Origin of the sequence: Nostoc sp. ChiQUE01b, assembly GCF_034531255.1 — a bacterium.
Classification (GTDB): Bacteria; Cyanobacteriota; Cyanobacteriia; order Cyanobacteriales; family Nostocaceae; genus Nostoc.
In genome coordinates this window covers 1-24,532 of record NZ_JAVRBM010000062.1, presented here as the reverse complement: position 1 = coordinate 24,532, position 24,532 = coordinate 1, and the positions used below count along the sequence as shown (strand labels likewise).

The following is a 24,532-nucleotide window of genomic DNA, read 5'->3' as shown; positions in this document are numbered from 1 at the left end:
TTAAGAAAATAAGTTGATGAGTTGAAGTTTATTCATTTATAGCGGTTCCCGACCTGGTGAGGTACATTTTCAAAGCTACTAACCTTGGTAAACAAGATTTGGGTGTACCTCAGTTGCTTAGGAAACGCTATAAGCCAGACCCAGCACTGCAAATTCATTTATGTTGGAAATCAAACAACTCTACACGAATAGTTCACCAAAGTCCTTGGTAGGGAAAATGTTAAAGGATAAAAATTTTTCTTTTTTAACCTTTCCCCAGTCAGTGGAAACCCAGGAATTTTAGGTTGGTGAACTCTTTTTTGTAAAGAGATAGCACTGCTACATCTTTACAAGGGTTTTTACTAATGCATAGTTAATTTCGGAGATGTCTATTAGTTAGTTGTGATGCAGGGCTAGTTTAAATTTAGAATATCTTTTTTACTTATAGATTAAGAGTTTTGAACTCTTATCTAATAGAGCTGATTGATTAATCTAGATTTAATTTGTCTAAAGTTTGTATTTCTATAAACACTTGTTTAAGTCAATAATTTTAAAAAAATATTTAGTTTTTTTAGGAATATTTGATTCAATAATTTACATTTTATTGATATAATAAGTTTTATTAAGTTAATTAGTACTTTTTTTAATCTACTAACTAATTTTATTTTTTAACAGCCGAACAGTACACCAAATTTTTAGTAAGTTATGACTCTTAACTCATTAATAGGCATGGTGCTGATTGATTACCAGGAGGAAGTATGAATATGAATTCTGGCGACTATACATTAGCTATATCAAACAATCAATGGGCGCTACAACCAGAACTAGAAGTGAAGTTTGCTCATTTGTTAATAAATAACGCTGTAGATGCTGCCTTTTGTTTAGGAGAAAACGCGCAGTTTCTTTACGTCAACGATGCCACTTGCCTAATGACTGAGTATTCCCGTGAGGAATTACTTTCCATGAGGCTGCATGATATAGATATAGACTTTTCTCTACACAATTGGTCAGATATTAGCTCACAGGGTTCCCTTACCTTTAAATCTCGCTATAGGACAAAAGGAGGTCGGATATTTTTAGTAGAAATATTTATTAAATATGTAAAACACCAAGATATGGAATTTGGCTGTGCCTTTGTTCGGAAGAAAACTGATGAACTAGTAGAACTGAGCATACAAAAATGTACTGATGAATTAAGGGATGCCAAAGACAATTTGCAACAAAAATTTTCTCAAGTCAAGGCAAAAGAATTAGAACTAGAAACATCTCTTTCTTTACTTCGTTCTACTCTCGAATCTACTGCTATTGGTATTGTTGCAGTTAACTTTGAGGGAGATATTCTGAGCTTGAATCAGAAATTTGTGGATATGTGGCAGATCCCGGAGTCCCTACTACTATCTAAGAAATGTCCTCGATGCAAAGCCTTTTTTGAGAACCAACTCAAAGATCCACAAGCCTTTAGTCGGCTGATTTGGGAAGTGTCTAGCCAATCTGATTTTGAAAGCTATGATATTCTGGAGTTGAAAGATGGGAGAATTTTTGCACATTACTCTAAACCTCAGTGGCTCGAAGGCAAAATTATTGGTAGAGTGTGGAGTATTTGGGACATTACTGAATCGAAACAGACTGAAGAAGCATTACGGCTGAATGCAGCTAGATTTCGGACTTTAGCAGAAACGACAGATGCCAGCACTTTTCTGATTCAAGGCAGGCGGCTTTGCTACATAAATCCAGCAGTAGAGCAACTCACTGGTTATACAAAAGAGGAACTGCTAACAGGCTTTGATCTTCGCCGACTAATTAAGAGCAAAAAACGCAGACAGATACGTAAGCAGGATGAAACAGCTAACTTTGAATACCAAGAGATAAATATTCTGACAAAAAACGGCACGGAGCGCTGGTTAGCTTGCGCGGTTGTAATGTTAGATGGAGTGCTGGATTTTGGGGGAAAACCAGTAGAAATGATTGCAGGGATTGATATTACCGATTACAAATATGCAGAATTAGGTCTTAACCAAGCTTTAGAACAAGCAAAACAACTTAGCGAACTGAGAGCGCGTTTTCTGTCTATGGTTTGCCATCAATTCCGAACTCCGCTGAATATTGTTTCATTTTCTAATAGCTTACTAAAGGAAGAAGTAGACAAACGCACACAGATAAAAATACAACCATTACTCGATCACATTCAAAAAGCCACCGAACAACTTAGCCAGATGTTGGATGATATTTTGTTCTTCTCTAAGGCAGAATCGGCAAAAATAAACTGTGACCCAAAACCACTTGAGTTAGTTGAGTTTTGTAATGATTTAGTTACACAAATGGAAATGAGTGTTAGCCAAATTCCAATTAATTTTGTTAGTCAAGATAAATCCCTAACAGCCTGCATAGATAAAAAACTGTTAGAGCCTATTTTGAAGAATTTGCTCGACAATGCAATCAAGTATTCTACCTCCAATATTGCAATTGAGTTGAAATTATATTGCCAAAATGAGAAAGTAATTTTTCAGGTTAAAGATAAGGGTATTGGTATTTCAGTAGTAGATCAACAACGAATATTTGAGCCATTTTACCGTGGTAGTAATATCGATCATATACCTGGTACTGGACTAGGACTATCGATTCTTAAAACTCTTGTAGATTTACATCACGGTCAAGTTTCTGTAGAAAGTGAAGTTGATGTCGGCACTACGTTTACTGTCATGCTGCCATTAATCAAATCAGAATTGACCTGTTCGGAGTTAGGAGTGTTGAAATGAAGATAGTTGTTAATTAACAACTTAACAATCATAACTCTCGGAACGAGTTAATTAATTTCATCTCTATTTAGATATTCACCAAAGAGTGTAGTAATTAGCTTCTGTAAAAATTTATTGTAATCGAAAATGATGTACGAATCGTCAAAGAAAATTCTTGTTATTGAAGATGATAACGTTACCCGCAATCTTTACTTAAAGGGTCTTGAGGCTAAAGGTTTTGATACCACAGGTGCTGACAATGGTCTTGCTGGTATCCAGCAAGCACAAAAGCATATACCCGATTTAGTGATTTGCGATATCACGATGCCCGATATGGATGGTTATAACGTTTTAAGTACCTTACGCCAAGATCCTGTGACAGCAATTATTCCTTTCATTTTTCTGACTGGCAGTAGTACCAGAGCAGATGTTCGCAAAGCTATGGAATTGGGAGCAGATGACTATCTTACCAAACCCTCGACACTAGACGAATTGCTCAAAGCGATCGCTACTCGCTTGGAAAAGCAAGCTACTCTCCAATACTGGTGCAATATTCAATTCGAGAAAGCTGCAAAATCAGTACTTGCAGATGATACTACAGCGATCGCTTCCGGTGTTGCCGTCGTCTCTGATAGAGAAACCAACATTTCTTCTAAGTCAATTTTTCCCTGCATTCCGCAATTAAAAGAAGTTTTCGACTTTATCGAAGCCCATTATGATCAAGGAATTACTTTGTGTGATGTGGCTGTTGCTGTTGGTTACTCATCGGCTTACTTAACTAACCGAGTAAAGGAGACAAGTGGAGAGACTGTAAACTGCTGGATTGTCAAACGCCGGATGGCAGAAGCTTGTTTTTTACTCCAAAATAATAATCAGACTGTCGAGAAGATAGCGAAAGCATTAGGCTATCAGGATGTGTCTCATTTCTCCCGCCAGTTTCGCCAACATCACGGTTTACCTCCCCAAGCTTGGCGCAAAGAGCATCAGCTTGTATCGCAAAAACAGTTCAGTAGTGCTGAGTGCTGAGTGCTGAGTGCTGTTAGCGGTAGCGGGGCGTTTAGCCCGTGCTGAGTACAACCCCATAGTTAAAACTAGGGGATTAAAACAAGGACATATTGTCTTGAAAAATCGCTCCACTTGGGGCTTTGCCCAAGACCGCGTTTTTCGCTTTTTCACAGCATGTCGTGTCCCCTTAAAAAATATTTTTATTTTTTCATAAATAAATTTAGGGGCTTTGAACCCTATATGCTGAGTGCAATTAATTTTACTTTTGACTCAGCACTCGTTACTCAGCACTCAGCACTGTTTTGGTAAAACTGGGGTGACAGTAGATTTCAAACAAATAATTGTGTAAACTCATACATTAAATCCACCCTACCTTTACGTAACATGGCTGGATCTAATCTTTCAGTAGTGTTACAAGTCATCAAGATAACTAACCGTTGCTGCATCTGAATACCAGAGTCATCAATTACACTTTGATACAAAGTGCCATCTAGCAAACTCAGAATGTGTTCGGTTTTGTTATTGTATTGGGCTACCTCCGAAGCACGATTTTGCGCTAGATTATCAGCTTCGTTAATAACGATACAAATACGCTCTATGTAAGTTGGTGGGACAAAATTAGCGATCGCATCATGATCTAAAATAAAAATTACATACCCTAAAGGTACAAGAATTTCTTTTGCTACTGCCTGTGTCCAGACTGTTTTACCAGTACCTGGTTGTCCATGTACAACAACCGCTAACTGGTTTTGATTTAAAATCGCTTGCTGTACAGAATCAGTAAAGTTTTGGATATCTGCGGGAAATGTCCGAATGTTAAATTGACTATGAACTTTGCCTACACGACTTTGATATCCACTCAGCATCACTGCTAAGTCGTAAGTTGCTTTGTTAATTAGTGGCGCGAGATTTTTCGCCATTAAAGTATATTGTCGTCGCCCGCGATCGTAGGCATCAATTTGCAACCAAATGTCATACTTAGACCAGTAAGCGTAAACAGTATTAATAACGTCTAAGCGTTCCCAGCTAACAAATTTATCTATCGGAAAATAAAAATCTCTTTCTAAGTAATACTGGGTAATAATATCAGGATTACCCAATACACCTAAAACTCGCAGTACAGTAATTTCTTGCAGTCTATTCAGAACATAATCAATGGGAATACTACTACGACTGACAAATTGGACAATAGGCGTTTCCGTACTCAAAACATCTTTGTAGCGATGATCTGGTGATTGAGGATCTGGCGTAATGTAATTCCAAAACTTTTCAACTTCGTAGCGGGTATTATCAGATACAACACTTAATAAATTAGCCCACCAAGCATAATTATTTCGTCCTAAAATATCAGCAATATTACTCGCTAAATTTAAACTTTTTTGACTTAATTCGCGGGAGTCACTGTACAACAGTTGCCACAAAAATCCCCAGTCTAATTCTCGATTAAACGGTCGCCAACCGCAAGCAAGTAAGCTTTGCCGGGTATTATTTGTAGGAGTGCCTTCATTGCTTCTAAAATAGTCAAAATCCATATTTATCGGTTATGCAGCGTTAATTAAGTTATTTTGTGTTAAGTAGGAAGCTTTGAAAATTTTTTCTCGTAATATCAACTAATTGTGTGCAAATGATAATTTTATTTCCACTGTACTAGCGAGGAAGTCTTTTTAATTTAACTCATTCCTATTGTAACATACTGTATTACAAAACAACTACTTGCGTCAACTTTTTTGACAAACCAATTCGTAAGTGAGTGTTTACTTTTAGCGATTGATTTATCTACACTACTTATCCATCTGTAGATGAGGACTTACAGCAGAGTTCAAGTTGATGAAGTACACAAGCTAATGCCGCAAGGCGGAAGTCAAAAGTCACGCATTCAAACAGGTATACAGCATAAGCGTTTTATTGATTTGGAATGATGAGGCAGTCCGCAGAAGAGGGGGTTTCCACGCCAGTTGCTTCTCCCAAGGGGAGACGCTGCGCGAACAAGTCGGCACAGCCGCCCAACGCACTGGCTCCCCATGAGGAACTGCCGTTAGCGCAGCGTAAAAGCCTTCTCTTCTCTTTCAGAGACGCTAACGCGAACGAGAGGCAACGCCTTCGGCATGGCTTCGCTTAGAGCGAGCCTGCGTACTCTTACAGAGAAGTAAGCTACGCGTAGCGTCTCGTAGAGAGCGTCACCCGTTAGCGCCGGCGGCAAGCGAGTCTTCTCCCTTGGCGCTAGCCTCTCCCTTTGGAAGAAGGGGAGACGCCAAGGGCGAACGAGCGTCAGGGGTGGTTTATTTACGCGCCCGTTGTACTAGTCTGAAGGTACAAAGCTTGTTTTACTTCTGTTAGCGCAACAGGGCCTAGCCCATTCTGACTCCTGAATTCTGACTCTTGAATTCTGCTGTATCTCATGTCCGTGGATATTTTTCAGAAGGTTTTATTTGCTGTTTACCTAGTCCGTCTCGAAAGCTGGAATGATAGAGACTGTAATGGGCTTCTGAGGCAATTGGTTTTGCTGTAAGAATGATTTGCTGGAGAAGAAGAGACAAAAACCAACTCTCCTCAGTCGCATTATCTGGAACTCCCCCTAACTGGGAAAAATCTTGCTCCCTCCTCGCTTGCGGGGAGGGTTGGGGTGGGGTGTTTAAATTATGCAACCAGTCGATTAACTGAGTATAAACAACCTTGAGAAATTCGTCAGCACGATTTTTACCCTCAAGTTCGGCATTGTAATAAATAACTTGAGGATTGTTTGTTACATATTTAGCGAGGATAGCACTTTTGCCGCTACCGGGTGCGCCAATAATAGTGAAGTAACCCTGATTATGGCGGTGGAGAAAGTTGTTAATAGCGGTGAAGACAAATTCACGACCAACAAAGTTGTGGCTTTTTTCTTGAATAATTTGCTCAAACTCCGTTGGATGTCCTCTGGGATTAGTTGTAATGTGTGATGAATTCATAATTTGAAATAGTGCGGAAGTAATTCTGCTTGTTTACTTTTAAATAAAACAATCAGAGGTGAAGAGTTGATAATGATGCGGTTAATCGACATTTTCCATTTCTTGGGCTAGTTCTTCTGGAGTGTATTGCATGAAATCAACTCGGTAACGAGATAGAGCATTAATAAATTCTGCCCGTGTTAGTCCAGCAACTTCTGCTGCTTGAGATTCAGAGATTTCGCCTAATTCATACCATTTTACTGCGGCGGCAATCCGCATTTCCTGAACGAATTCTTCAGGGTTCTTGCGGAGAGCCGAAAATACAGTTGATGGTAATTGGATTGGTACTGTTTTCATAAAATTGTCTTATTTACTTAATATTATGTTGAATTAGCAGAGAAGTAGAAGGTAGGAGGCAGTCAAAAGGACAAAATCTCACCACCGTTCACGAAAATATTTATCCCCATTCTCTATTTTGGAGAATAATTATAAAAGATAAGGCAACAGTAGAGGTGATCGTGACTGTACAATTGCTAAGACGGAAATTCACAGTTGAGCAATATCATAAGATGGTTGAGTCGGGGATTCTCACAGAAGATGACCGGGTAGAATTGATTCGGGGAGAGATTATTGAGATGTCGCCTATTGGAACAAAACACGCTGCTTGTGTAAATCGACTTGTTAATTTGTTGGTGCAGCTGTTGGGTAAACGCGTTATACTTGCTGCTCAAAATCCGGTGGCGTTGAACAATAACTCAGAACCTCAGCCAGATGTGGCATTACTTAAACCCCGTGATGATTTCTACGCCACAGCACATCCCCAACCCCAGGATATTTTTTTAATAATTGAAGTATCTGATTCGACTGTGATGTATGACCGGGAAGAGAAAATTCCTTTATATGCGGAAGCTAACATTATTGAAGTTTGGTTAGTAGATATTAACAAGGAAATTGTGGAAGTTTATCAACAACCAACAGCCGCAAGATATCAGCTTATGCAAAAGTTCGCTAGCGGTCAAATTTTATCAATTAAAGCTTTCCCTAATGTAAACATTACCGTCAATGAAATCTTTGGCAGATAAAATTATTTCTCGCCTCATCCTTCTATCATGTTCTCAAGACACAAAAAATGCACCCTGCCTGAAGCATCTCCTGCCACAATTGTCGTGCTGTCTGGTGCAACTGCACAGCAAAAGATAGAACTATCCCCGATGAAAGTGGCAATGACCTCCCCTTCTCTACGAGAGGCTGCGCCAATGGAACGCAACGCGTAGCTTGCTTCCCCGTCGGAGTACGATAAGCTGCGCTAACGCTCCCTCTTCTCTCTTCCTCAGCGTCCTCTGCGCCTCTGCGGTTCGATTCTCAGACTCATTTAGCGCACTATGAGCGCTCACTTATACCTAAAATAAAATGAAATATGGTGCTGCATCTACGCCCGTCGTAGACATCGCATAGACGTTTCCAGTACCAAACCCCAAGCTTGAGCTTTTAAACCTCAAGTTTCAGGCTCAAAGGTGCAACTTTCAAGCTCAAAGGTGCAACGTTCACCTTCAGAAGCTCAACATTCACCCTCAGAAGCTCAACGTTCAACCTCAGAGGCTCAACATTCACCCTCAGAAGCTCAACGTTCAACCTCAAAGGCTCAACGTTCAACCTCAAAGGCTCAACGTTCAACCTCAAAGGCTCAACGTTCAACCTCAAAGGCTCAACGTTCACCCTCAGAAGCTCAAATGCGGCAATATTAACCTTGAAACTGCATCAATAAGTAGAAACCCCATATATGCTTGCACACTAAAGATAGCCATCTATGGTATAGAAATGTATAGAATCTTGTAAAGATATAAAATATAGTTGTTAAATGCACACATTTCTCGCTTCTTCCTCAATGCAGCGGTCTTTACCACCAAATCACTTTCAGCCTATGAAGATTGTCGCACTGGGGGATAGCTTAATTTATGGATTCGGCGACCCGGAAAAAGGAGGCTGGATTGAGCAACTACGGCGATGGTGGATGTTGCCGGATAGTGCAGGTCATATTCTTTATAATTTAGGGGTAAGAGGCGATCGCACGCAACAAGTAGCCCAAAGGCTAGAAGTTGAATTTCGCCACCGGGGTGAACTGCGAAATCGTGTTCCCGATTTGATTATTTTATCAGTAGGGGTGAATGACTCAGCACGGTTAGCACGTCTTGATGGTCGAAGTTACACAGATTTTACATTGTTTGAAAAGGAAATTGCGTCTCTGCTAGATTTAGCACAGCAACTTTGCCCTGTGTTATTTGTGGGCATGGTGCCAGTGGATGAAGCCAAGATGCCATTTTTAGATTGCTTTTACTATAATCACGCCGACCAGTACCGCTACAAAGAAGCAACTCGCATTGCTTGCACCAAACGGCAGATTCCCTATTTGGATATTTTTGAGCAATGGATAGAACGCGGTGAAAGTTGGCGACTCAAACGCTTGAGTGAAGATGGACTCCATCCCAATACGCTAGGTTATCAAGCTTTGTTAGAAGATGTAATCAATTGGGATGCCATACCTTCTCTACGAGACGCTACGCGAACAATGGACTTTGCCAATGCAGCTTACCATTCTAAATTTGATTATCACCTGAAACCATCCTAATAATATAGATGTGTTGGTGCTTTGCGGCTAGCTAATATTATCGTATTTGCCATCCTCGCAAAAAGCACCACAATCTTACTAAATTTTTAATTAAGCGAGTCAAAATCTATCTATAAAAACTCTAATTTCTCTATATTATTCATTACCAAAAAGGGGAAAAGGGGAAGGGGAAGGGGTAAAGGAAAAAAAGAGTAAAACTTTTCCCCACACGGTACAAAGCCCCTATTTTTAAATATGGAGAATATTAAAAGAAGATAATACTCGCCACGTACGTAGTGCGATAAAAATCGCCGAGTCCATGCTTGAAACCCCTATTTTTAAATATGGGGAACCCCAAGACCCCTTCCCCTTCTTCATTTCTAACTCCTAACTCCTAACTCTTAACTCAGCACTCAGCACTCCTATGACACCAACTTTATTTGGTCGTTGGCAAACTCGATTATTATTACTTGCAACTGTGGGTTTACTTGTGTCTTTGCCTTTTGCAATTGGTTTGATTGGTTCTAGTCCTAACTCGGTTTATTTTTGGATACTTGGTTATGTTGCCGTCTTTGGCTTAGGTTGGGATGTCCTTTATAACTATCTCCAAAAATCGCGCTGGGACAGGGATTGGCCCGCAGCCTATCAACTCTTAGCTGGTATATGGGAATTAGTATTTGTGTTTTGTGGAGTCAAACTGTTTGGCTTTTTACCAATACCTTTACCGAAAGAAGAACTACCGTTAGCAGTTTTTTTGTTGCACTATAGCATCGTGTGGCTAGCAATTTTTATTAGTTCACAAAGCCTGATGCGAGTTATTTTTCCCCGTTGGCGTTTTCGGGGTGGGGAGTGGTTATGAAAAAGCAAAGAAAGAACCTCAATAAATAGATTTTAAAAAATAAAGTAGTGAGTAATACCTAAGTTAAGAAATAATAAAGAAAAAGAATTACTTAAACAGCTATGGCTAGAGTCAATCGGTTGGTTCATCCGAACCCCTCAAGATTACTGAGGACGCAGAATCGCCCATTAACATGCTCATTGACCACAGAGATTGGGCTGATTAACTACAGTCAGTCGGAAGAAGCGATTCGCCACAGACCCTATACACCAGAGGAATGTATGCCTTATCTAACGGCAGAATCGGTGAGTTGGGTCGATATACAGGGGTTGGGGCGCGAAGATATCTTACAACAATTTGGAGAAAGGTTTAACCTTCATCCTTCACTCCTCGAAGATATCATGAACGTGCCTCAGCGTCCTAGATTTGAGGATTATGATGACCAGCTATTAATAATTTGCCGCATGGTCAAAGCTGATGATCGGGGTAAGGGCTTTGACCGTCAACAGGTGAGCTTTGTCTTAGGATCAAACTATGTACTCACAATTCAGGAAGGGTTTGACCACGATAGTTGCTTTAATCCATTACGCGATCGCATCTGCCGTGACAAAGGGGCTATCCGTAAACAAGGAGCAGACTACCTGCTTTACTGTCTAATTGATGTGATAATTACTGGTTTTTTCCCAGTACTGGAAGACTATGGCGAACGACTCGAAGAACTCGAACATGAGGTCGTTCGTTCTCCTAATCGCTACACCCTAGAAAGAATCTACGAGATGAAGCGCGAGTTGCTCATGCTGCGGCGATCAATTTGGCCTCAGCGCGATGCTATTGATCGGCTGATGCGAGAAGATTCAGATCTGATTGGGAATGAGGTGCGCGTCTGCTTGCGCGATTGTTATAACCACGCAGTGCAGGTGGTCGATATGGTAGAGACTTATCGGGAGCTTGCTTCTAGCTTAATGGAGGTTTATCTCTCCTCAATGAGCAACCACATGAATGAGAATATGCGCTTCCTGACTGTATTTTCAACAATCTTTTTACCCTTGACATTTATTGTTGGTGTCTATGGGATGAACTTTAAATCCATGCCTGAGTTGGAGTGGCACTGGGCATACCCTCTCCTTTGGCTGATTATGTTGAGTATTGCTGGCTGTATGCTGTTTTACTTCTACCGCCAGGGCTGGCTAAAACTTAAATGATAAGTAACGATCTGCGATCGCTTGTGCTGATGTAGTAGTCATATATCCTACATTCCGCACCCTCAAATGTCACAATCGGTTTTTACTGTTTTTTAGAATAATACAAAGCTAGTTTATATACTTAAAACCCTTGTTTATACGTAGAATAAAAGTTTTATCGGCATAATTTATAGCTTCAAACTTAAAAAAATTAAGTGATTATGCTGTGTGACACCTTAAGGTGCGGAATGTGGGATATATGAGTAAAAATAGGACAAGCTTTGGAGTCTAGGGGGATTCTTCAATGCAGAGACATAAATTAAGGAAGTGCAATGTCAAATTTTGATCTGGTTATTCAGCTATTTCTGCAACTCACAGTTATTTTAACCACTTGTCGCATTGTCACGATTTTAGGACGACGCTATCTTGGTCAAACCGATGTTGTTTGCGAAATGATCGCAGGTGTAATGCTAGGGCCATCACTTTTAGGATTGATTGCACCAGATTTTCAGCAATGGCTATTTCCTAAGCTTCCTATCATCACTGCTGTCGGACTCAAGATACCCAATCCATCAATGTCGATTTTATATGCTATTAGCCAGATTGGATTGGTAATTTATATGTTTTTGATTGGTTTAGAGTTTAATACCAAACTCTTAAAACATCATATCAGAAGTGCAAGTTTGTTATCTGCTGCGGGGATTATCACTCCCTTTATTTTAGGAGCGATCGCATCTTTTTGGTTTTATCACAATGGCGATTTCTTTCAACCAAAAGTTATGCCTTGGTCAGCCGCTTTGTATTTGGGTGCATCGATGACAATTACGGCTTTTCCGATGTTAGCTCGGATTCTTTACGAACGCGGTCTTGCACAAACTCGCTTCGGTACTTTGGCTTTAGGTGCAGCATCGGTAGATGATGGAGTTGCTTGGTGTTTGCTAGCGATCGTACTTGCTAGCGTGAAAAATTCTTTGAGCATAGCCATATTAGCAATTGGTGGTGGCATTTGCTATGTGCTATTTGCGATTTTTCTCGGACAACCTCTACTGAAAGCATTCACACGCATGACAAAACGCGAAGGTGTGAACAGACAAACTTTGACTTTAATGTTGATAATTTTGATGTTTTGTGCATGGTTTACCGATGTCACAGGCATCTATGCAATATTCGGTGCTTTTGTACTGGGAGCAGTGACACCACGCCAAGAATTCGCCCAACAAATTCGCCAATATACGGAGTTTTTAACTACTTCTTTTTTGTTACCGATCTTTTTTGTTTTCTCTGGATTAAACACTCAAATTGGATTGGTAAACACACCGACTTTGTGGGGAGTGACGCTGTTAATTATTGCGATCGCAATTCTCGGTAAAGGTGTTGCTTGTATGTTAGCTGCAAAATTAGCCGGGGAAAATTGGCGCGAATCTGCAACTATTGGCGCTTTGATGAATGCTCGTGGTTTAATGGAGTTAATCATCCTCAATATTGGTCTGGAACAAGGTATAATTACCCCGACTTTATTCACTATCATGGTTATTATGGCAGTCATTACTACCCTGATGGCATCACCACTGATTGCCTTTTTCTTGCACGGTACAAGCTATGAGAAATATTCTAATTAAGTAAATTTAAATATCAAATTAATTACTTAGTAATTGGTTAAAATTCTCTGCTTTAACTCTGGCTATTAGCAATCCTAAATAAGTTATGAATAAAAAGATCCCCAACTTCTTCAAGAAGTCGGGGATCTGAATCCTCTCAACACAGAGCAAATCAAATAGGATTACATATAAACGCTATTTTTTTAGTAGCGTTTAAGCAGTACTAGAAAATGACTACCTATTACCTAAATTTATTAATATTGGTAGTTGGGAAGTTCTTCTAAATTGATCTACTAAAATTATCAGAATTCGTGCTTTACGGCTGGAACTGCATCGTAACAATAATTCATATAACAACGAAGCACAAATTACTCTTGGTTATATCTAACAAGCTTGACATTTCCCAGTCTTTTAAAGAATTATCTTAGGGAAACCAGATAGTTAATTTTAAGGAAACCATGCACACAGTTATTCTCGTTCTGGTTGAGGTGCTGATTGTTATTGGGCTTTCACGGCTCGTAGGGCTAGCATTCCGTTCCATTAAGCAACCACTGGTCATTGGTGAGATTGTCGCCGGAATTATGCTCGGCCCATCTTTATTTGGTTTAGTTGCTCCCCATTTAGCAGTTACCTTGTTTCCACCAGAAACATTTCCTTTTCTGAATGTTTTGTCTCAGGTGGGACTAATATTTTTCATGTTTCTGATTGGGCTAGAACTAAATCCCAAATACCTCGGCGGTCAATTAGAAGTAGCAGTTTTAACTTCTCATGTCAGCATTTTGGTACCGTTTTCTCTAGGAACATTGCTAGCGGTGATACTTTATCCCCTAGTTTCTAATGCAAGTGTATCATTCACCGCCTTTGCTTTGTTTTTAGGGGCGGCGATGTCGATTACTGCTTTCCCAGTGTTGGCGCGAATTATTACTGAAAATAATTTACAAGGAACACGTTTAGGAACGTTGGCGTTAACTTGTGCAGCAGTGGATGATGTCACAGCTTGGTGTCTCTTGGCAGTAGCGATCGCAGTTGCTCGGACAGGCGACTTTGGTGATGCGATACCCACAATTATCGCTAGCATCGTCTACATCGGCTTGATCTTGACAGCTGGCCGTTGGTTCCTCAAACGCCTTGCCAAACATTACCTCCGTGCGGGACGACTCAGCCAAGTGCTGCTAGCTGGGATTTATATGGCCGTGGTTGCGTCGGCACTAATCACCGAACTAATTGGGATTCACTTAATTTTTGGGGCATTTTTACTGGGAGCAGCCATGCCCAAAAATGAAGATTTAGTACGGGAATTGGCAGTAAAAACGGAAGATTTTGTCCTAATTTTCTTGCTGCCCATATTTTTTGCCTACAGTGGCTTAAAAACGCAGATAGGCTTGCTCAATCGTCCCGAATTGTGGCTTTTGTGTGCGTTGGTTTTAGGAGTGGCGATCGCAGGCAAATACGTTGGTACTTATATAGCGGCCCGTGTGAGTGGCATTAGTAAACGGGAAGCCTCGGCACTTGGTTGGTTAATGAATACTCGCGGTTTAACCGAACTGATAGTGCTAAACATTGGTCTAGAGTTAGGGGTAATTTCCCCCTTAATATTTACCATGCTGGTAATTATGGCATTGGTAACTACATTCATGACCTCGCCACTGCTGGAATGGACATATCCGAAGAAGCTGATTAGGTTAGATGTGGTGGAACCAGAGTTAGAAGAACAAACAGCTACCAGCGCTACTGATGCCGAAACTTACATTCGTCCCTACCGAATTTTGGTGCCAGTGGCTAATCCCAGTACCCAAAAAGGCTTGCTACAGTTGGCAGCAAGCATCGCTATCAACTCCCGACATCCCGCCCTTGTTAACCCTCTGAGCTTGATTGAATTTGAAGAAGATTATGCCTTTGAAAGTACGCCAGTTGAAGCAGACCGATTAATTGCCCAGCGTCGGCAGCAGCTAGAAGAATTGATTAATACTCTTGAACCAGTAGAAATACGCTCTCATGTGCATCCGATCATTCGCATATCTAGTAATGTTGCACGGGAAACTGCACAGATTGCTGCACTCAAACAAGCTGATTTAATTCTTGTGGGATGGCATCGTCCAGCTTTTAGTAGCAACCGCTTAGGTGGAAGAGTTGGTCAAATGCTCACTACTGCGCCAGTTGATGTTGCAGTATTTATAGACAAGGGAAGCGATCGCTTAGAAAGCTTGTTGGTGCCTTACTCGGCAAATATTCATGATGATTTGGCATTAACACTAGCTCTGAGACTGCTAATTAACCGTGAGACTTGTTTGTTACAGGTTTTGCAGGTTGTATCTGAAAATCAGCTTAAGGATGAATTGAGTTACGAATTAAATACAATGATGGAGCAATTACCGAGTAGTGTACGCGATCGCATCGAAATCAAAATTGTCCAAACTCCAGATGCAATCCAAGCTGTAGTCGAAGCCTCAAAAAATGTAGACCTGACAATTGCTGGTACTAGCCGCACTTGGGGTATCGAGCGTCAAACCTTGGGAAGATATACAGATCAACTAGCCATCCAATGTTCCTCTTCCCTGCTGATCACCCGCCGTTACAGTCAAGTCACCGCTCATTTGGCTTCTGTACTTACTGAGGTATTATAACTCATCCAGCACAATTAATTCTGACTGCGGTTAAAACCGCACGAGCCGCTTCCCTCTGGGCACGCTTTGTGCCTGAGTTTCCCGCATCCCGTGAGGTCTTATGAATCATTTCAACTTCAAATCTTTAGCTTTTTACGGAGTAGCAATAAGTTCAGTACTACTGTTGTTTAAAACTGTCAGTGTTTACGGAGAAAACAATCTTAAGGCTCCTCCTCCAATTAGCAGTCGCTATCGTCTAACCTTAGCGGAAAATTTGCCTAACTGTGAAAAATCGGATACTCTGACGTTAAACATTGAGCAGTCAGGTATTTACTTAAATGCCTCTGTATTACCGGCAAACGCTAAAACCGACACTGACGAAAAGCACTCTCTGGCAGGCATTTTCAGAAATCAACAATTAAATTTATCTGGGAAAGTAGGCAGATCAATCCTTTGTAATATTCCTCGCCCCCAAAACGATCCTCTGAATTCAGTCACAATTCAAATGCAACTTGTCGATAAAAGTAACATGACAGGTCAATTAACCGTAAATGGTATTCCACAAACTCTGAAATTTACTGCTGTGCCCGAAAAAGCTAATTGAATTGGGGAGTGCGTAGAGACGCGATGAATCGTGTCTACGGAATTGGAAGCGCGAAGTAAACAGCAATGTGAGCGCATTGTATGGGTTTTATGGAGCAAATAAACAGAATGGATCAGGGACTAAAGACTAAGCAATTTTATCAATGGGGCAAGCAGCTATTTAGCATCAGTATATTAGGCTTTTATACAGCGATCGCCCTCGAAACTTGCACTAGTGCTGCTACACCAGGGGCAAAGCTAAATAATTGGCGTTTTTCTCCCAAGACACAGCAACTCGAAATCACCCTCTCAGCAGGCACAACCCCTCGTTATTTCTACTTGGCACAACCCTCTCGTCTAGTTGTAGATTTACCGAATACTAAGTTGGGCAAAGTTATCACGCAACAAAATTATTCTGGAGCAATCAAAAGCATTCGCATTTCTCAGCTAAACGCAAATGATACACGTATTGTCTTAGATTTAGCAGCAGGGACTGTTTTTAATCCCAAAAAGGTACAACTGCAACCCGTTTCCCGAAAAAACTCCACTCGCTGGGTATTACGTCCGGTTATTTCTGGTAAAACTACTACCGTAAAACCAGGAAAGTCCGCACCTTCAGCCAAGAAACAACCTCAAACACTCCAAAAGCCGCCTAGTAACCCACCCATAACTACTAATCCACAATCGCCCTTACTCACAGCTCCGCCTCCATCCAATGAACTGCCCTCAACAACTACTACTAACTCAGGACAGCCTTTTGTCACCGTACCTCCCCTAAATCCAAATACATCCTCTCAACAACCTGCTTCGATTCTTCCCCCTCCTTCTTTCCCAAATCAACCCAATAATTTAAATAACATTCCTCCTTTGGGAATATCGGAATTTCCAGTTCCAACAATCCCCAATGCTCCCGATCCCCAGATCATTGAATTTGGTCAACCTTTACCCAAAACTAAATAAAAATAGAGAATTGGGCATTAGGAGTGCTGAGTGCTGAGTGCTGAGTTAAGAGTTAGGAGTTAAGAGTTAGGAGTTAAGAGTTAGGAGTTAAGAGTTAGGAGTTAAGAGTTAGGAGTTAGGAGTTTTGTTTACCTCCTTGTCCCCTTGTCCCCTTGTCCCCTTGTCCCCCTATCTCCCTCATCTCCCTCATCTCCCCTGCTCCCCAGGGATCGCATCTTCCTTCATCAGATCGCTCGTACTCAGCACTCCTGAAGGGCATGGGAAATCGAACCAATGCGCCATTTGCTATGCGCTATGCCCTAATAAATGAATTACCTTTTTCCAACTAACTCCTTTACCTTGTTGATGATGCTGACTGGATCGATACCTTGATATGGGTACTGTTCCCACAAACCGCCGCAACCTTCTTTATGAGTTCCAAGATGGGCATATTTGGGAGTCAACCCCCGCTCTAGCAGCCAAGAGCCGAAACGACTACCTAAGCCAGTGCGACGGTTGAAAGGTTCTACTACAAGCACAAAAGGAGCATTACCAACTTTGGTAATTGTTTCTTCATCAATGGTATTTAAAGTTGCTTTGTTAATCAAACCAACGTCTAGCCCTTCTTGTTTGAGACGCTCTACAGCATCAACGGCACGGTAAAGAGCATCGCCAAAACTGATAATGTAGCCTTGCGTCCCTTCTCGTATAACCTCATCTTTACCGGGAACAAATTTGTAGCCACTTCCAAATAAGTCATTGCCGTTGCTGTCCTGAATATTGGGCACCTTGGAACGGGTGGAGAAAATAAACCGCAGTCCAGGCTCAAAGAACACAGCTTCTACACAAGCTGTCATTTGATTAACATCTGCTGGGAAATACAACTGTGTTGCGTAGCCATCATCCAAGCCATTGTCGGCAAACATATTGTTCAAACCGAAGTGGCAGGTGTTATCTGCCATATCATCTATACCCGCATGGGAAAAATGACACAGAACATTGGAATAGTTCAGCCGTGCCATCGTGATTTCTGAGATACACATTTCTAAAAAGGCGCTGAAGGTCGCAAAAATACCTTGCTTGCCCTTCTCCATCCCGAATCCAGCCGCAGCAGAGAAGTTACCCCGTTCCATAATGCCGGAGGAAATAAATATTTCTGGGTATGTATCATGAATTTTCTTCAAACCGCAGGAGCCTTCTAGATCGCTATCAATGACCTTAACTTTTTCTTTACGCTCCGCTTCACTCATGCGACTGAGAACAGCCACCACAGCTTCGCCAAACACACTGCGGTTAGCGCCCCATTTGTCACTGGAACCCAGAAACGTATATGTTTGTTTGGGTTTCTCAATACTTTTAAGGTATTCGACAGCCGCAGTTTGTCCGCGAGATTCTAGATGCTTAACTGCTAAATCTACAGGAATTACATCATGACCATGAATAGAGCCTTCTAAACCTTCAATACCAGGACACATCGGGCGTTTATTAACGAGAGCGATCGCTCCGGGAGTATTCACAGCTTCGCAAATGCGACGGTATAAATCGTCTAAGTCTTCCCCCTCTCCCTGAAGTACTTTCAACCCGTGACCTTCTAAGGTTTTGGCGACACTAAAACCAGGTAAATATTTAGAAGGATGTCCGGCGATCGTTACATCATTGTCATCAATGAGCAGCTTGACGTTGAGATGTTGAGCTACAGCCAAGCGAGCAGCTTCAGCATCATTGCCTTCTTGCTGCGATCCATCAGAACCGAGACAGAAAACAACCTTGCCTGGATTCGCCATTGCCACACCATTGATGTAAGGCCAAATATGACCCAGGCGGCCAGAACTAAATTTCACACCAGGAGTTAGTTTTAGTTCGGGGTGTCCCGGTAAATGGGAATGTGCTTGCCGATAACGTAAAAGTTGCTCGGCAGGTAAATCACCATGCAATGTTGCCATTAGATATTGGGTGGCGACTCGATGCCCTGCTTCATCAAAGAAAATCGGTACAAATTGCTCCGATGCTCCCCGGAAAAAGGCATCGAGGATCGTCACCTCTGGCACTGTATCGTATGGCCCGCCAGTATGACCACCCACTCCGCTAGCAGCGCCAGTCGCTGTAAAAAAGACGATCGCATCTCGGCAAAGTTGAATATTCGCTTTGAGAGTCTCTCGCTGTTCAGCTGTGAGGCTGGAATTTGCGGGATTGAGCGCTAAAGGTTTGTAAGCACCGAGATCGATCGGAAATTGGGTATTCATAATAGTCATGGTTTCTTAATTGAATAAAAAACAATTTGAACAGACGGAATGCGCGCGATCGCACTACAAAAAAAATTGTTAAAACCCCGATGGGCAACAATTATCCAAACTCAAACTAACCACTCGGAACGATTGTGGAACCGTGTGATTTCATTAAATGCCAAAATTAATACATGCAATTGTGCATGAATGTGCTTGAATTCAATTGAAGTTACGGATTACCGTACAAAAACTTGCATATCAATAAGTATAAACTCACAAACATGCAATTTCAAGTCCAAAAACGCAATTTCAGGAAAATTAATTATGCTAACTGCTGAACGACGACAATTTATCTTAGAAATTCTGCGTCGTGATAAAAAGGTACTTTCGACAGAACTTAGTGCTGTTCTCAAAGTTTCTGAGGATACGATTCGCCGGGACTTGCGAGAACTGGCAGAAACCGGACTATTGCAACGCGTTCATGGGGGAGCGCTCCTTAAATCTCCAGCCACCGCCAGTTATGCCGATCGCCAAAAGCAAGCGCCAAAAGAAAAGGAAGCGATCGCTCGGACAGCAGCAAAATTAGTTTGTACAGGGCAGGTAGTAATTTTAGATGGAGGTACAACAACTCTTCAAGTAACCCGTCATTTGCCCCTAGATTTGCACGCAACAGTGATCACAAATAGTCCGCCAATCGCCGTTGCCTTAGCAGAACATCCCCATATAGAGGTTGTGATGTTAGGTGGACAACTCTACAAAAAAGCCTTGGTAAACGTCGGTACTGTCACAATTGAGACATTACGGATGATTCGTGCAGATTTGTGCATGTTGGGAGTTTGCAGTTTGCATCCAGAAGTTGGGATTAGTGTACCTAACCTAGACGAAGCGCACGTCAAACGAGCGATGATTGCTGGATCGGCTGAGGTAGTAGGATTAGTCACAGCAGAAAAATTAGATACGGCTGCTCCTTATCTAGTGGAGTCCATTCATGCCCTGACTTACCTAGTAACCGCACCTACAGTATCTAATAATATGTTGAGTGCCTACAAAGCTTTAGGTTTGACCATTATACGTGATGAGTACGAATGATCTGATGAAGGAAGATGCGATCGCAAAGGACTGGGGAGCAGGGGAGATGGGGGAGATGAGGGAGAAGAATTAATAACCAATAACCAATGCCCAATGCCCCATGCTCTTCAGGAGTGCTGAGTGCTGTTAGCGGAAGCGGGGCGTTTAGCCCGTGCTGAGTGGGGAATCTCACTTCTTTACTCAGCACTCGGAACTCGAAACTCGGAACTGTTTTGCCCCATGCCCAAATCTAAAATCTGTCCGTTTCTTGAGGTGTTCCAACTGCTCCTGGTTGAGCCGTGAAGAAGTTTTGAGCAGCTTCATTCTGATATATGCACCTAATATCAGGTTTGTCACTGTCTAAATTACCTGTGAAGCCAAAAGTGTTCAGACGATTTTTGCACTCATTTACCTGTTCAGATGTCACCAGTTTACGGTTTTCTAAAAGCGCCCAGTTATTTTGTCGGATCACACATCCAGGACGCATACTCGGCTGGGCAACATAGACATTAAAAGGGTTGAGAGTGACAAACAGTCTAGCGTCCATCACCATCGCGCTGGCTCCGTACTGCACACAAATTTCAGGATTCGGTGCTTTAGTGTCTATAAATTCACGGGAAGCTACATTTGATGGAGTCAATGTGGTTGTAGAACTAAAAGCAATGCCAATCCCAATTCCCAAAATCAACACCCCTCCCATAATTGCGATGGTGGTGAAGTTAAATAGAGGGGATTGGAAAATAGAGGGTTTAGAAGTAGTAGCCGATCTACCAGTAGATTTACGTCTCATTGTTGCTTAATCACCTTCACGCCGATTTGGGAGGGAGTGGTCTAAAGTTTTTTCTCCCTCTTTCAGTATGCCTATTCTTGACTGTAATTGCCTGTGATTTTCTCTGCGATCTTCTTGTTATATGAGAAAAATAGGAGCTTATCTAGATATCGGGACAAAAATTTAATATAGTACACTGTGGCGAAAGTTTGCCTACCTGAGACAAGTTGCTCAAGAACTTGTATGGCTAATTAAAATAATAGCTCGATTTATGTCAAGCCATACTAATCGCTTATTTTTTACATTTAGAATAATTAGTGAGTATATTTATTTGAACATTAATTAATTGTTATTAGTTATAACCTTTGTGTGCTGCTTGATTCTATCAATCACTTTAGGAATTTAGCTTATTAATTATACCAGACTTTTAATTATTATCAGATATAGCTAATTTAGTTTTCGCAATTAATCTAGTCAGAATGCTTAAACTATAGGACTCATATTTGATTGCGTGAAAAAAACTCAGTACACAAGATTACTTACTCCATCGTCTTAATTTGCTGATTAGCTTCATTCTCTGCCTTCAGCATCGCCTGCTTTAATGGTTGTTGTCCCAATAAGGCGCTGACAAACTGGTTATCAAAGTTATTCACGATCGCAGCTGGATACTGACCTACCTGCCACGGTATAGCATAATTCACACCCGCTACTAATGGCGATCGCAATGGGTCTTGGTCATAACCCAAATTCTTTGCCACTGATTTACGTGTTGGCAAAGCAAACCCTGTTCCTGTCCACTTTTGCATTCCTTCTTTACCTGTGAGATAAGAAATCAACTCCCAGGCTTCGGCTTTGTGTTGTGCTTGCTTATTCATTACGTAGGCAACTGTAAACACCATTGTGCCTTTTTTGTTATTAATCGTAGGCACTGGTGCGGTAGCAAACTCTACTTGGGGAAAGGTTTCAGTTAAATAGGGAATTGCCCAGTTACCTTCAATCACCATTGCCACTTTACTCTGACCAAACATTTCACTACCTGAGTTTGTCCCCACATCAGATTTTTGAGCAGAGGAGCGGTCTTTTTGATACTGGTTTACTACCAACTCTAAACCCTGTAAACCTGCTGCACTCGCAAAAGTAGCATAACCATTTCGATCGACAAGTTGTCCACCAAAGGCTTTAATTTTATAAGCTTGACGTGCTAATTCTGGAATTTCCCCAAAGCCATATTTGTTAACTTTGCCTGTTAATTGTTGCGAGTAGTTACGTAATTCATCCCAAGTCGCTGGCGGATTACTCAAGCCTGCGGCGGCGAAGGCTTTTTTGTTATAAAACAAAGCAAGGGTGGAATAGTCTTTGGGAAGACCGTAAATCTGGTTCTGATATTTAAAACTGTTGAGTAGGGTATCCTCGAAGTCTACTAAGTCAAATTTGGGAGTGATATAACTATCTAACGGTTCCAAGACATTTTGACTCATCAAGAAAGGAGCTTCCAGCGCATCCAGATAAAAAACATCGGGCGCAGCTTCCCCAACTAAACGAGTTTTGATTACATCCATGTATTGGTCAGAAATTACCTCATATTTGACCTTAATGGTTGGATGTTGTGCTTCAAAGTCTTGCAGTACTTGTCTCAAGAGTTTTTGCTCAACGGGAGAACCTCCCCAACCACTAAGTTTGATGGTGACTGCGGTAAATGCTAACGGTTTGCTTGGCAATTGTAGGCTTTGACAAGCAATAATAGCGATCGCGATCGCCATCACCAATGCCAAAAAATTAAATAATCCTTTATTGTTCACAAACAAATAATACGTCTCTTTCCTCGCTGATACCTTGTGTTATTAAGGAGTGATATGTTAATTATTTGAAATTTTGGTTAAAAATTGCAAGCTAAAATAACGAAAAATTATCAGCAATGCTAATTCAAGCATACTGATTTCCTGTACAACCTGATTTATCCGAGGATACTTCACCCATAATCTATGTTTATGGATTCTGTTCAGATTGAAACAACTGCGCCATTGACTCTGGAATTTACCCAAATTGCCTCACCAGCAACAGCAATCTCTTCAAACTCTCGAATTTCCAAGGATACTATTCGCACTAGTTTAAAAGCCTCTACTGCGGATTCTGTCTTAGCATCGGTTTACTCTCTTGGAACTGGCGGGATTTTACTCAGCAATTTATTGGTGGAGTTGGGTGCTAGTCCAGTGGTATTTGGGCTGCTGTCTTCTATCCCCATGTTGGTCAATTTCATTCAGCCGTTGGGTGCTTACTTGTCGGAACGCAGCACCAGCCGCTTTCAATATTCGCTTCGGACACACGGAATTGGTCGGCTGCTATGGCTGGTTTTAGTAATTGGTATTGCCAGCGCCAGCTTGGGAGTGATTGATGCTCACCAGTTAGTCATATTGACACTCTTGATTGTTCTATTTAGCAATCTTTTGGGAGGACTAGGAACTGCATCGTGGCTAAGTTGGGTGTCAATGATAGTTCCCCGGCGATTACGAGGCAGGTATTTTGGGACACGCAATAGTGCTGCTAGTCTAACTAATTTGGTTTGCGTACCAATGGCTGGTCTAGTTGTATCACATTGGTACGGGGGATCTCTACAAGGTTATGGGATAGTTCTACTGGTAAGCGTTGTGTTTGGGATTATGGGATTAGGGTGTCAGTCTTTCCAGGTGGATATGAATCCGCAATCGCAAAACACTTATTATGGCAAGTCACCACAAACCAGTGAGATTCAATCAGAGGTTGCAAAAGATGAATCTTCTGAAGTGCTTCAATCAATTCATTTGCCACAAGACCAGTCAACTAACAGCATCTGGAAAAACTCTAACTTTTTGATTTTTCTACTGTATTTCAGCTTTTGGACGCTTGCTGTTAACCTCAGCAGTCCTTTTTTTAACCTCTATATGCTCGACACGCTGGATTTGGATGTGAGCTATGTGACTATCTACAACACCTTTCAGGCGGGGGCGACTTTGCTGATGTTTATCCTGTGGGGAAAATTAGCAGACAAGATAGGCAATCGTCCCATCCTCATCTGTATTGGGATTTTGGTTGCAGCTACACCATTGCTGTGGCTGGGGATTAGTGTTAATCGCCTTGACATCTGGCTGTGGTTGCCACTGTTACACATCTTGACTGGAGGGACTTGGGCGGCAATTGACTTGTGCAGCAACAATATACAATTGGCGATCGCACCAATTAAAAATCAGTCTATCTATTTTGCGATCGCAGCTGCCGTTGCTGGAGTAAGTGGTGCTTTGGGCACAACTATAGGCAGTTTCATCGTCCAATTTGCCCAATCTGGAGGTTTACTAAGCTTGTTTGTCCTTTCTGGTTTATTCCGACTAGTAGCCCTTGTTCCACTCATGTTTCTCCAAGAGCCAAGCAGAAGTTAGGAGTTTGGAGTTAGGAGTTTGGAGTTTGGAGTTTGGAGTTTGGAGTTTGGAGTTTGGAGTTTGGAGTT

Annotated in this window: 21 protein-coding genes; 15 read left to right on the top strand and 6 right to left on the bottom strand. The window is 41.5% G+C overall.

What is annotated here, in order from left to right:
- Nucleotides 1-743 precede the first annotated feature (743 nt).
- The 3 genes from RMY63_RS29910 to RMY63_RS29900 all read left to right on the top strand — a co-directional run bounded on the left by RMY63_RS29910 (nt 744) and on the right by RMY63_RS29900 (nt 3,933).
- Nucleotides 744-2,735, top strand: a complete 1,992-nt coding sequence (locus RMY63_RS29910) for a scytonemin biosynthesis sensor histidine kinase (protein ID WP_322732214.1) — start codon at nt 744-746, stop codon at nt 2,733-2,735.
- Nucleotides 2,736-2,861: 126 nt separating this feature from the next.
- On the top strand, nt 2,862-3,740 hold the full coding sequence (locus tag RMY63_RS29905; protein ID WP_322732188.1) for a response regulator: 879 nt from the start codon (nt 2,862-2,864) through the stop codon (nt 3,738-3,740).
- 7 nt (nt 3,741-3,747) lie between these two features.
- Nucleotides 3,748-3,933, top strand: a complete 186-nt coding sequence (locus tag RMY63_RS29900) for a hypothetical protein (RefSeq protein ID WP_322732187.1) — start codon at nt 3,748-3,750, stop codon at nt 3,931-3,933.
- Between the two features lie 115 nt (nt 3,934-4,048).
- On the opposite strand, the gene RMY63_RS29895 is transcribed toward RMY63_RS29900, so the two are convergent.
- From RMY63_RS29895 to RMY63_RS29885, 3 genes are all read right to left on the bottom strand, one after another.
- A complete protein-coding gene (locus RMY63_RS29895) occupies nt 4,049-5,251 on the bottom strand; it encodes an AAA family ATPase (RefSeq protein ID WP_322732186.1) in 1,203 nt (400 codons plus the stop codon).
- A gap of 864 nt (nt 5,252-6,115) precedes the next feature.
- The gene (locus RMY63_RS29890; RefSeq protein WP_322732185.1) at nt 6,116-6,667 is read right to left on the bottom strand and encodes a hypothetical protein; all 552 of its coding nucleotides are present in this window, start codon (nt 6,665-6,667) and stop codon (nt 6,116-6,118) included.
- An 81-nt stretch (nt 6,668-6,748) separates the two neighbouring features.
- Nucleotides 6,749-7,003: a UPF0175 family protein gene (locus RMY63_RS29885; protein WP_322732184.1), complete on the bottom strand. Its 255-nt coding sequence runs from the start codon at nt 7,001-7,003 to the stop codon at nt 6,749-6,751.
- A 161-nt stretch (nt 7,004-7,164) separates the two neighbouring features.
- Between RMY63_RS29885 and RMY63_RS29880 the strand changes: the two genes are divergently transcribed.
- The 10 genes from RMY63_RS29880 (at nt 7,165) to RMY63_RS29835 (ending at nt 17,013) form a co-directional block, all read left to right on the top strand.
- Complete coding sequence (locus RMY63_RS29880; protein ID WP_322732183.1) at nt 7,165-7,728, top strand: Uma2 family endonuclease; 564 nt, start codon at nt 7,165-7,167, stop codon at nt 7,726-7,728.
- Nucleotides 7,729-7,755: 27 nt separating this feature from the next.
- Nucleotides 7,756-7,920, top strand: coding sequence for a hypothetical protein (locus tag RMY63_RS29875; protein WP_322732182.1), 165 nt, complete (start codon nt 7,756-7,758; stop codon nt 7,918-7,920).
- 240 nt (nt 7,921-8,160) lie between these two features.
- Complete coding sequence (locus tag RMY63_RS29870) at nt 8,161-8,391, top strand: hypothetical protein (protein ID WP_322732181.1); 231 nt, start codon at nt 8,161-8,163, stop codon at nt 8,389-8,391.
- A gap of 113 nt (nt 8,392-8,504) precedes the next feature.
- Nucleotides 8,505-9,272: a GDSL-type esterase/lipase family protein gene (locus RMY63_RS29865; protein ID WP_322732180.1), complete on the top strand. Its 768-nt coding sequence runs from the start codon at nt 8,505-8,507 to the stop codon at nt 9,270-9,272.
- A gap of 403 nt (nt 9,273-9,675) precedes the next feature.
- On the top strand, nt 9,676-10,110 hold the full coding sequence (locus RMY63_RS29860; protein WP_322732179.1) for a hypothetical protein: 435 nt from the start codon (nt 9,676-9,678) through the stop codon (nt 10,108-10,110).
- 179 nt (nt 10,111-10,289) lie between these two features.
- Nucleotides 10,290-11,291, top strand: a complete 1,002-nt coding sequence (corA, locus tag RMY63_RS29855; protein WP_322732178.1) for a magnesium/cobalt transporter CorA — start codon at nt 10,290-10,292, stop codon at nt 11,289-11,291.
- A 311-nt stretch (nt 11,292-11,602) separates the two neighbouring features.
- Nucleotides 11,603-12,889 carry a cation:proton antiporter gene (locus RMY63_RS29850; RefSeq protein ID WP_322732177.1) on the top strand — a complete coding sequence of 429 codons (1,287 nt, stop codon included), beginning with the start codon at nt 11,603-11,605 and terminating at the stop codon, nt 12,887-12,889.
- A 437-nt stretch (nt 12,890-13,326) separates the two neighbouring features.
- Entirely contained in the window at nt 13,327-15,492 is a 2,166-nt protein-coding gene (locus RMY63_RS29845; RefSeq protein ID WP_322732176.1) for a cation:proton antiporter, read from the top strand.
- A 100-nt stretch (nt 15,493-15,592) separates the two neighbouring features.
- Nucleotides 15,593-16,075 carry a hypothetical protein gene (locus RMY63_RS29840; RefSeq protein WP_322732175.1) on the top strand — a complete coding sequence of 161 codons (483 nt, stop codon included), beginning with the start codon at nt 15,593-15,595 and terminating at the stop codon, nt 16,073-16,075.
- A gap of 107 nt (nt 16,076-16,182) precedes the next feature.
- A complete protein-coding gene (locus tag RMY63_RS29835) occupies nt 16,183-17,013 on the top strand; it encodes an AMIN domain-containing protein (RefSeq protein ID WP_322732174.1) in 831 nt (276 codons plus the stop codon).
- 311 nt (nt 17,014-17,324) lie between these two features.
- Here RMY63_RS29835 and RMY63_RS29830 read toward each other — a convergent pair whose 3' ends face one another.
- Nucleotides 17,325-19,244 carry a transketolase C-terminal domain-containing protein gene (locus tag RMY63_RS29830; RefSeq protein WP_322732173.1) on the bottom strand — a complete coding sequence of 640 codons (1,920 nt, stop codon included), beginning with the start codon at nt 19,242-19,244 and terminating at the stop codon, nt 17,325-17,327.
- A 297-nt stretch (nt 19,245-19,541) separates the two neighbouring features.
- Between RMY63_RS29830 and RMY63_RS29825 the strand changes: the two genes are divergently transcribed.
- Nucleotides 19,542-20,306, top strand: a complete 765-nt coding sequence (locus tag RMY63_RS29825; protein ID WP_104906232.1) for a DeoR/GlpR family DNA-binding transcription regulator — start codon at nt 19,542-19,544, stop codon at nt 20,304-20,306.
- A gap of 229 nt (nt 20,307-20,535) precedes the next feature.
- Here RMY63_RS29825 and RMY63_RS29820 read toward each other — a convergent pair whose 3' ends face one another.
- Entirely contained in the window at nt 20,536-21,075 is a 540-nt protein-coding gene (locus RMY63_RS29820; protein ID WP_322732172.1) for a DUF3172 domain-containing protein, read from the bottom strand.
- 518 nt (nt 21,076-21,593) lie between these two features.
- Entirely contained in the window at nt 21,594-22,814 is a 1,221-nt protein-coding gene (locus RMY63_RS29815; protein WP_322732213.1) for an ABC transporter substrate-binding protein, read from the bottom strand.
- A 228-nt stretch (nt 22,815-23,042) separates the two neighbouring features.
- Between RMY63_RS29815 and RMY63_RS29810 the strand changes: the two genes are divergently transcribed.
- Nucleotides 23,043-24,464, top strand: coding sequence for an MFS transporter (locus tag RMY63_RS29810; protein ID WP_322732171.1), 1,422 nt, complete (start codon nt 23,043-23,045; stop codon nt 24,462-24,464).
- The last annotated feature ends 68 nt before the right edge of the window (nt 24,465-24,532 follow it).

Excerpts from the sequence above, each read along its gene's own strand:
- RMY63_RS29845 (WP_322732176.1), top strand. The coding sequence starts at position 13,327 with ATGCACACAGTTATTCTCGTTCTGGTTGAGGTGCTGATTGTTATTGGG.
- RMY63_RS29815 (WP_322732213.1), bottom strand. The coding sequence starts at position 22,814 with ATGGCGATCGCGATCGCTATTATTGCTTGTCAAAGCCTACAATTGCCA.
- RMY63_RS29890 (WP_322732185.1), bottom strand. The coding sequence starts at position 6,667 with ATGAATTCATCACACATTACAACTAATCCCAGAGGACATCCAACGGAG.
- RMY63_RS29820 (WP_322732172.1), bottom strand. The coding sequence starts at position 21,075 with ATGAGACGTAAATCTACTGGTAGATCGGCTACTACTTCTAAACCCTCT.
- RMY63_RS29905 (WP_322732188.1), top strand. The coding sequence starts at position 2,862 with ATGATGTACGAATCGTCAAAGAAAATTCTTGTTATTGAAGATGATAAC.
- RMY63_RS29835 (WP_322732174.1), top strand. The coding sequence starts at position 16,183 with ATGGATCAGGGACTAAAGACTAAGCAATTTTATCAATGGGGCAAGCAG.
- RMY63_RS29865 (WP_322732180.1), top strand. The coding sequence starts at position 8,505 with ATGCACACATTTCTCGCTTCTTCCTCAATGCAGCGGTCTTTACCACCA.
- RMY63_RS29850 (WP_322732177.1), top strand. The coding sequence starts at position 11,603 with ATGTCAAATTTTGATCTGGTTATTCAGCTATTTCTGCAACTCACAGTT.
- RMY63_RS29810 (WP_322732171.1), top strand. The coding sequence starts at position 23,043 with ATGGATTCTGTTCAGATTGAAACAACTGCGCCATTGACTCTGGAATTT.
- RMY63_RS29885 (WP_322732184.1), bottom strand. The coding sequence starts at position 7,003 with ATGAAAACAGTACCAATCCAATTACCATCAACTGTATTTTCGGCTCTC.
- RMY63_RS29840 (WP_322732175.1), top strand. The coding sequence starts at position 15,593 with ATGAATCATTTCAACTTCAAATCTTTAGCTTTTTACGGAGTAGCAATA.
- RMY63_RS29895 (WP_322732186.1), bottom strand. The coding sequence starts at position 5,251 with ATGGATTTTGACTATTTTAGAAGCAATGAAGGCACTCCTACAAATAAT.
- RMY63_RS29830 (WP_322732173.1), bottom strand. The coding sequence starts at position 19,244 with ATGACTATTATGAATACCCAATTTCCGATCGATCTCGGTGCTTACAAA.
- RMY63_RS29825 (WP_104906232.1), top strand. The coding sequence starts at position 19,542 with ATGCTAACTGCTGAACGACGACAATTTATCTTAGAAATTCTGCGTCGT.
- RMY63_RS29910 (WP_322732214.1), top strand. The coding sequence starts at position 744 with ATGAATTCTGGCGACTATACATTAGCTATATCAAACAATCAATGGGCG.
- RMY63_RS29860 (WP_322732179.1), top strand. The coding sequence starts at position 9,676 with ATGACACCAACTTTATTTGGTCGTTGGCAAACTCGATTATTATTACTT.
- RMY63_RS29875 (WP_322732182.1), top strand. The coding sequence starts at position 7,756 with ATGTTCTCAAGACACAAAAAATGCACCCTGCCTGAAGCATCTCCTGCC.